This is a genomic window from Xenorhabdus eapokensis (genome assembly GCF_001908105.1).
Genome location: NZ_MKGQ01000008.1, coordinates 105671 through 112461 on the forward strand (window position 1 = coordinate 105671; position 6791 = coordinate 112461).

The 6791-nt window shown below is 43.7% G+C and carries 5 protein-coding genes and 1 tRNA gene; 3 read left to right on the plus strand and 3 right to left on the minus strand.

Annotated features, from left to right (window positions below):
- The first annotated feature begins 55 nt into the window (after window positions 1-55).
- Complete coding sequence (locus Xedl_RS08125; protein WP_074023315.1) at window positions 56-955, plus strand: YopJ family acetyltransferase; 900 nt, start codon at window positions 56-58, stop codon at window positions 953-955.
- Between the two features lie 271 nt (window positions 956-1226).
- Here the strand turns inward: Xedl_RS08125 and Xedl_RS27820 are convergent.
- Window positions 1227-1322, minus strand: a tRNA-Sec gene (locus tag Xedl_RS27820).
- 225 nt (window positions 1323-1547) lie between these two features.
- Here Xedl_RS27820 and prlC point away from each other — a divergent pair.
- Together prlC and rsmJ are read left to right on the plus strand one after the other, a co-directional pair.
- Window positions 1548-3590: an oligopeptidase A gene (gene prlC / locus Xedl_RS08130; protein WP_074023316.1), complete on the plus strand. Its 2043-nt coding sequence runs from the start codon at window positions 1548-1550 to the stop codon at window positions 3588-3590.
- Window positions 3591-3595: 5 nt separating this feature from the next.
- Window positions 3596-4339 carry a 16S rRNA (guanine(1516)-N(2))-methyltransferase RsmJ gene (gene rsmJ, locus Xedl_RS08135; protein WP_074023317.1) on the plus strand — a complete coding sequence of 248 codons (744 nt, stop codon included), beginning with the start codon at window positions 3596-3598 and terminating at the stop codon, window positions 4337-4339.
- Window positions 4340-4420: 81 nt separating this feature from the next.
- Here the strand turns inward: rsmJ and gdhA are convergent, their stop codons facing one another.
- Complete coding sequence (gene gdhA / locus Xedl_RS08140; protein ID WP_074023318.1) at window positions 4421-5764, minus strand: NADP-specific glutamate dehydrogenase; 1344 nt, start codon at window positions 5762-5764, stop codon at window positions 4421-4423.
- Between the two features lie 258 nt (window positions 5765-6022).
- Entirely contained in the window at window positions 6023-6454 is a 432-nt protein-coding gene (uspA, locus tag Xedl_RS08145; protein WP_074023319.1) for a universal stress protein UspA, read from the minus strand.
- Window positions 6455-6791 lie beyond the last annotated feature (337 nt).

The window sequence follows — 6791 nt, forward strand, 5'->3', positions numbered from 1 at the left end:
AAAAAGTTAAATCAACTAATTATGATTTTTCAAGCAACTAATAGGAGTATTAAAAATGTCTGATAAAGACTCGTTAAGATCGTATATAGATATAATCCGATCAAATAAAATAAATAATTATCAATTCAATAATATAAATATGGATATATCAAATTGTGAAATAATATTAAAGCATTTAAATACAACATCTCGTATGAATGCACATCCTACTATTATGACTGCGCATGAATTCACTAGACATATAAAAGAATTAGATAAATCAAATAAATTATTTAGTAATGAACACAAGCGATTTGTGATTAACGCCGGTGAAGATAGAATGCATTTTGCCTCAGCTAATGTTTTTAAAGATGTAGATAATAATATTTCTATCATTTTTGTTGATTCAAGCCGCGGAAAAAATCAATTTATTTTTTTTATACTACATCATTTTCTTAATAATATTCCCAACATAAAAACCCTTTATATTTATAACCAAATACAAAATAGTAATGCAGATTGCCTACTCTTTTCACTCCATTTTTTGAAAAAGATGCATAAATATAGTGATCACTTTGTAAAGCTTCATCAAGATCTTTTCAATAATAAAATAGAATTTATTAGAGAAAAACACTCACCTTACAAACCAGAACTTGATGATGATTCAATAAAAGAAGCGCGGGTTGTATTTTTCGATCAAGCAATAAAATTATTGCCTATTGATTTTTTTAAACACGCGCAGTCAATGAGTTTAATGAATACTTATAATGATTACTTCAAAAGTCATTTTGGTGAAATCAATAAGGATATGAAAGCGAATAAGCAACCAGGAGGAAGAGAGACATTGATAGACAGATATAAGCGCCATGAAGTAACCCGCACAATTGACGAAAAAAAACGTACCTACAGTAACTCTATTGAAGAAAAAAGACTTAGCCTTGCTGAAGCTGCGCTACATTGGCTCGATGAGTCATGAATAAAAATAAGCTATATCAGTAAGATGATAACCTTCTATCGCTTCTTCTCGATAGAAGGTTATTTAGGGCTATCGCAAACCCAAATTTCAAGCGGGGTTTATATCCAGTAAAGCCAATTTCACCAAGGGTGAAAATAAAATTGTCCCTGCTCCTTACACTTTTATATTTACTTTATCCAGTTTCTCTAATTTCATTTACCTGCTGAAGGGTCATGTATTTATTGAAATAAATACATTTTATTGAGGTAAAAAGACGACACCAGACAATAACTGGAGGAAGATCACAGGAATCGAACCTGCCGAGGGTCGCTGGCGGCTCCCATCTGGATTTGAAGCCCAGCCGCCCCACCGGAGGCGATGATCTTCCATTAATGAAACTGATGAAGAGCGGGGATTATAGCGCGTCGCCAATAATATCTAAACTTCTCCATGACTTCACAGATCCCTGATAGAAAAAGAGCCTAATTATTCGCATAAAAGTGCAGCATTAGCATTGAACTCACGATATCTTATCCCCATCTATCGTCAACAACCCATTGGGATGCGGGGCTGGTTTCAGCCTATACCCAAATATACATATAAGGCGCTCATTATGACTAATCCGCTACTGACATCTTCTGCATTGCCTGAGTTCTCTGCAATCGAACCAAAACATGTCGTGCCTGCTGTGGAAGAGACGTTAGCCAATTACCGCCAATTAATTGAGAAGATTTTATCCGAAAACTCCGCTTTTACCTGGGATAATCTGTGCCAACCCATTTCAGAAGAGAAAGATCGGCTTTCCCGTATGTGGTCGCCAGTCGAACACCTGAATGCGGTTAAGAATAGTCCAGAGCTTCGCGAAGCCTATGAGCAAAGCCTGCCCCTGCTCTCTGAATTCGATACCTGGTTGGGGCAACACAAGGGGTTATATCAAGCCTACAAATCCCTGAGAGAGAGCCAAGCCTTCACAACCCTTTCCCAGCCACAGCACAAGGTTGTTGAAGATACTTTGCGTGATTTTGAATTGACCGGCATTGGCTTGCCAGAAGAGAAACAGAAGCGTTACGGTGAAATTACTGCCCGTTTATCTGAGCTGGGTGCAAAATTCGGCAATAATTTGCTGGATGCCACTATGGGGTGGACCAAGCTGATTACCGATGAGAGCGATCTGGCCGGTCTGCCTGAAAGTGCCAAAGCCGCCGCCAAGGCCGCCGCTGAAGCCAAGGAGCTGGATGGCTGGTTGCTGACACTCAATATGCCAAGTTATCTGCCAGTCATGACCTATGGCGATAATCGTGAGCTGCGCAAAGAAATGTATTACGCCTATACGACTCGTGCTTCTGATCAAGGGCCAGATGCCGGAAAATGGGATAACAGTGAAGTGATGGCGGAGCTACTCGCATTGCGTCATGAACTCGCCCAATTACTGGGATTCAACAATTATGCTGAAAGTTCGCTGGCAACCAAAATGGCTAAAACACCTCAGCAAGTGCTCGATTTTCTGAACGATCTGGCCAAACGCGCCCATCAACAAGGTCAAGAAGAGTTGGAAGCACTTACTGACTTCGCCAAATCTCACCACGGTGTTGATGGGCTGGAAGCGTGGGATCTGGCATATTACAGCGAGAAGCAAAAGCAGCACAATTTCTCCATTGATGATGAACAACTACGTCCTTACTTCCCTGAACAGCGGGCACTGGAAGGGCTGTTTGAAGTGGTTCGCCGCATTTATGGCATCACCGCCAAAGAGCGCCATGATGTAGATACATGGCACCCTGATGTTCGTTTCTTTGATCTGTATGATGATAAGCAGGTATTGCGCGGCAGTTTCTATTTAGATCTTTACGCCCGTGAACATAAACGCGGTGGCGCATGGATGGACAGTTATGTCGGCAGAATGCGTCATGCATCTGGCGAGTTGCAAAATCCAGTCGCGTATCTGACGTGTAACTTCAACAAGCCAGTCGGTGATCAGCCTGCTCTGTTTACGCACGATGAAGTTACCACACTATTCCATGAGTTTGGGCATGGCCTGCACCACATGCTGACCGAGATCGAAGCCTTGGATGTTGCTGGCATCAGTGGCGTACCGTGGGATGCGGTAGAGTGTCCAAGCCAGTTTATGGAAAACTGGTGCTGGGAGCCGGAAGCATTGGCCTTTATCTCCGGTCACTATCAGACTCAGGAACCGCTGCCACAAGAGATGCTGAATAATATGCTGGCCGCCAAAAACTATCAGGCCGCAATGAGAATTCTGCGTCAGCTTGAGTTTGGTCTGTTCGATTTCCGTCTGCATGCAGAATATGATCCCACTAAAGGGGCGCAAATCCTGCAAATGCTGCAATCAGTGAAAAAACAGGTTGCGGTTGTACCATCACCAGATTGGGGACGCTTCCCACACTCCTTTAGTCATATCTTTAATGGTGGCTATGCAGCGGGTTATTACAGCTATCTGTGGGCGGACGTTCTGGCAGCCGATGCCTATTCTCGCTTCTCGGAAGAGGGGATTTTCAATCGCACAACAGGCCAGTCATTCCTCGACAATATTTTGACCCGTGGCGGCTCAGAAGATCCCATGACTCTGTTTGTCCGCTTCCGTGGTCGTGAACCAGAACTGGATGCAATGCTCGAAAGCTACGGCATCGGCGGATAAAACCAGTGAAGATTTGTTTGATTTGTGAAGAAGGCGCGGATCACCGCGCCTTATCGCGATTGGCTGAACGTTGGGATCTGATCCACGATGAAGAATCAGTCATGGCATTGGTATTGACTCCCGAACGGCTGGAATTGCACAAACGCGATGAGCCTAAACTGGGCGGGATTTATGTCGATTTTGTCAGCGGGACAATGGCACACCGTCGCCGTTTTGGTGGTGGCCGTGGCGAAGCCGTTGCAAAAGCAGTCGGTATCAAGAAAGATTATTTACCCGATGTTGTGGATGCTACCGCTGGATTGGGACGCGATGCTTTTGTGCTGGCTTCTATTGGCTGTCATGTCAGGATGCTGGAGCGCCACCCCGTGGTAGCCGCATTACTGGATGATGGTCTACAACGAGGCTATCAGGATGAAGAGATTGGTGGCTGGCTGAAAGAGCGCATGACGCTGATCCATGCCTCAAGCATTACGGCTTTGACGGATATTACACCGCCGCCAGATGTGGTTTATCTCGATCCTATGTATCCACATAAACAAAAAAGCGCGCTGGTTAAAAAAGAGATGCGGGTTTTCCAATCGCTGGTCGGGGCAGATGAAGATGCTGATAATTTGCTGGAACCTGCCCGAACATTGGCAAAGCGTCGTGTTATAGTGAAACGGCCAGATTATGCAGAACCGCTGGCAGGTGTTAAAGCTTCCGCCGCCATTACCACCAAAAATCACCGTTTCGATATTTATCCTTGTTAGAAAAATTAAACCCCATGTTCTGAATGGGGTTCTTAGCGCTACAATTCCTTATTACACAATTCCTTATTACACAATTCCTTATTACACAACGCCTTGTGACAACATCGCATTCGCCACTTTGACAAAGCCAGCGATATTCGCGCCTTGTACGTAGTTAGTCTGTTTCTGTTCTCCGCCATATTCTACGCAAGCCTGATGGATATCGAGCATAATGTGATGTAAGCGAATATCCACTTTCTCCGCTTTCCAACTCAGACGCGCAGCGTTCTGTGCCATCTCCAGACCCGAAGTTGCCACTCCACCCGCGTTAGCCGCCTTACCTGGTGCAAACAAAACGCCTGCGTCAAGGAAAGCCGTAGTCGCTTCAATCGTCGCCGGCATATTGGCGCCTTCCGCAACCGCTTTTACACCATTTTTTATCAATGTTTTTGCTGCTGCTAAATCCAGTTCGTTCTGTGTGGCACAAGGCAAGGCAATATCCACAGGAATAGACCACGGATCCTGGCCTTTTAGGAAGGTCAGTCCACGCTCTTTAGCATACTCTTCCACACGTCCATAACGTTGGTTTTTGATCTCTTGAAGATGAGCCAATTTCTCTGGTGTAAAACCATCGTCATCCAATACCGTCCCACCTGAATCCGATACTGTGACGACTTTCGCTCCCAGTTCCATACATTTCTCAATAGAATACTGGGCGACATTTCCCGCACCGGACACAGATACCCGCATACCTTCAAGTTCCATACCATGCCGTTTGAGCATTTCATGGGTGAAATAAACCAACCCATATCCGGTGGCTTCAGGGCGGATCAGGCTGCCACCAAAAGACAGATCTTTACCCGTAAAAACGCACGCCGTATTGTTGGACAGTTTTTTCATCATACCTGCCATAAAACCAACTTCACGGCCGCCTACACCAATATCTCCGGCAGGTACATCGGTATCAGGCCCCAGATGGCGGTATAGTTCTGTCATCAATGCCTGACAGAATCGCATAATTTCACCGTGGCTTTTCCCTTTGGGATCGAAATCAGAACCCCCTTTGCCGCCTCCCATCGGGAGCGTCGTCAGCGCATTCTTCAATGTCTGCTCAAAGCCTAAAAATTTCAGGATAGAAAGATTAACAGAAGGATGAAAACGCATCCCACCTTTAAAGGGTCCAATAGCAGAGCTGAACTGAACCCGCCATGCGCGGTTAACCTGTACTTTCCCTTGATCATCCACCCAACAGACACGGAATTGGATAACCCTTTCCGGCTCCACCAGACGTTCCAATAATCCTTGCTCACAATATTGCGGGTTTTGTTGCAGAAAAGGCCAGAGAGAGGTCAACACTTCTCGTACTGCCTGTAAGTATTCTACTTGATGCTGATTACGGAATTGAACCGAATCGAGAAATGAAACTAAAGATAGTGAAACATTCATTTGGGCTTCCTTTTTGTCATTCAGATGTGATGACCCCCTGCCATTTTCCATATTATTTTTTTGTCGAAAATGTGAGGTAATTACGGTTTGCTTTCTGAATATAGCACTGTTCTATGCTTAAATTTCAACAACTATTTTTTAGATATTTTCTCAAAAATAGCTTTGACAATTTCTAAACCAGTTTCATTATCTTTTTTGGGGATAAAAAAATCGCCTGCATAAGCAGGCGATTTTACGGAATAAAATATCAACCGAAGATTATTCTTCATCACGCAAAGGTACAATCAACATATCAACATGAACGGTGTTAATAAGCTGGCGAGCTGAAGACATCAACTTACTCCAAAAGTCTTGATGGTGACCACATACAACCAAATCCATATCGTATTGTTTAATCGCATCCACAAGAACTTGCCCCAAATCACCGCTGCCACTCAACGTTTCCTGAACGGGATAATCTGCACTAGCAGAGAGTTCTTTCAGGGAATTACGGGTTTCATCCGCAATACGCTCCTGCATATCGCCAAGGTTTACGTCAATCAGGCCGGTATAAAGATCAGAGTAGTTGACATCAACATGGATCAGGGAAACTTTGGCATTGTACGGTTTCGCCAATGAAACAGCTTTTTCCACCAAAATCTGACTTTCTGGAGATAAATCAACCGCAACAAGGATGTGTTTGTAAGCCATAAGAGCTCCTTCCATAACGTCAATTAAATGGATTGGCAACATTAAACGCCATGATTCGATGCTTACACTATAACCGCTCAATGTGTCTTTTGAGTGTTGTTTTGATCACAACTTATTGTTTTACTTTCTTTCCAATAAACCTGTCACAAAAGCGGATTATATGCCCTACGATAATACCTGCTGATCACTGTATTTTTAACTAAGATTTAATATAGTTAACGCGATGCTCGACTTTTAGGGTGAGTTGAAATGACATAGCCGCTCCTTTATAACTTTAAGTCGTCAAAAATAGAGAAATAAAGGAACAAAAGGCTATGTCACAGCAAGATTTTATCAT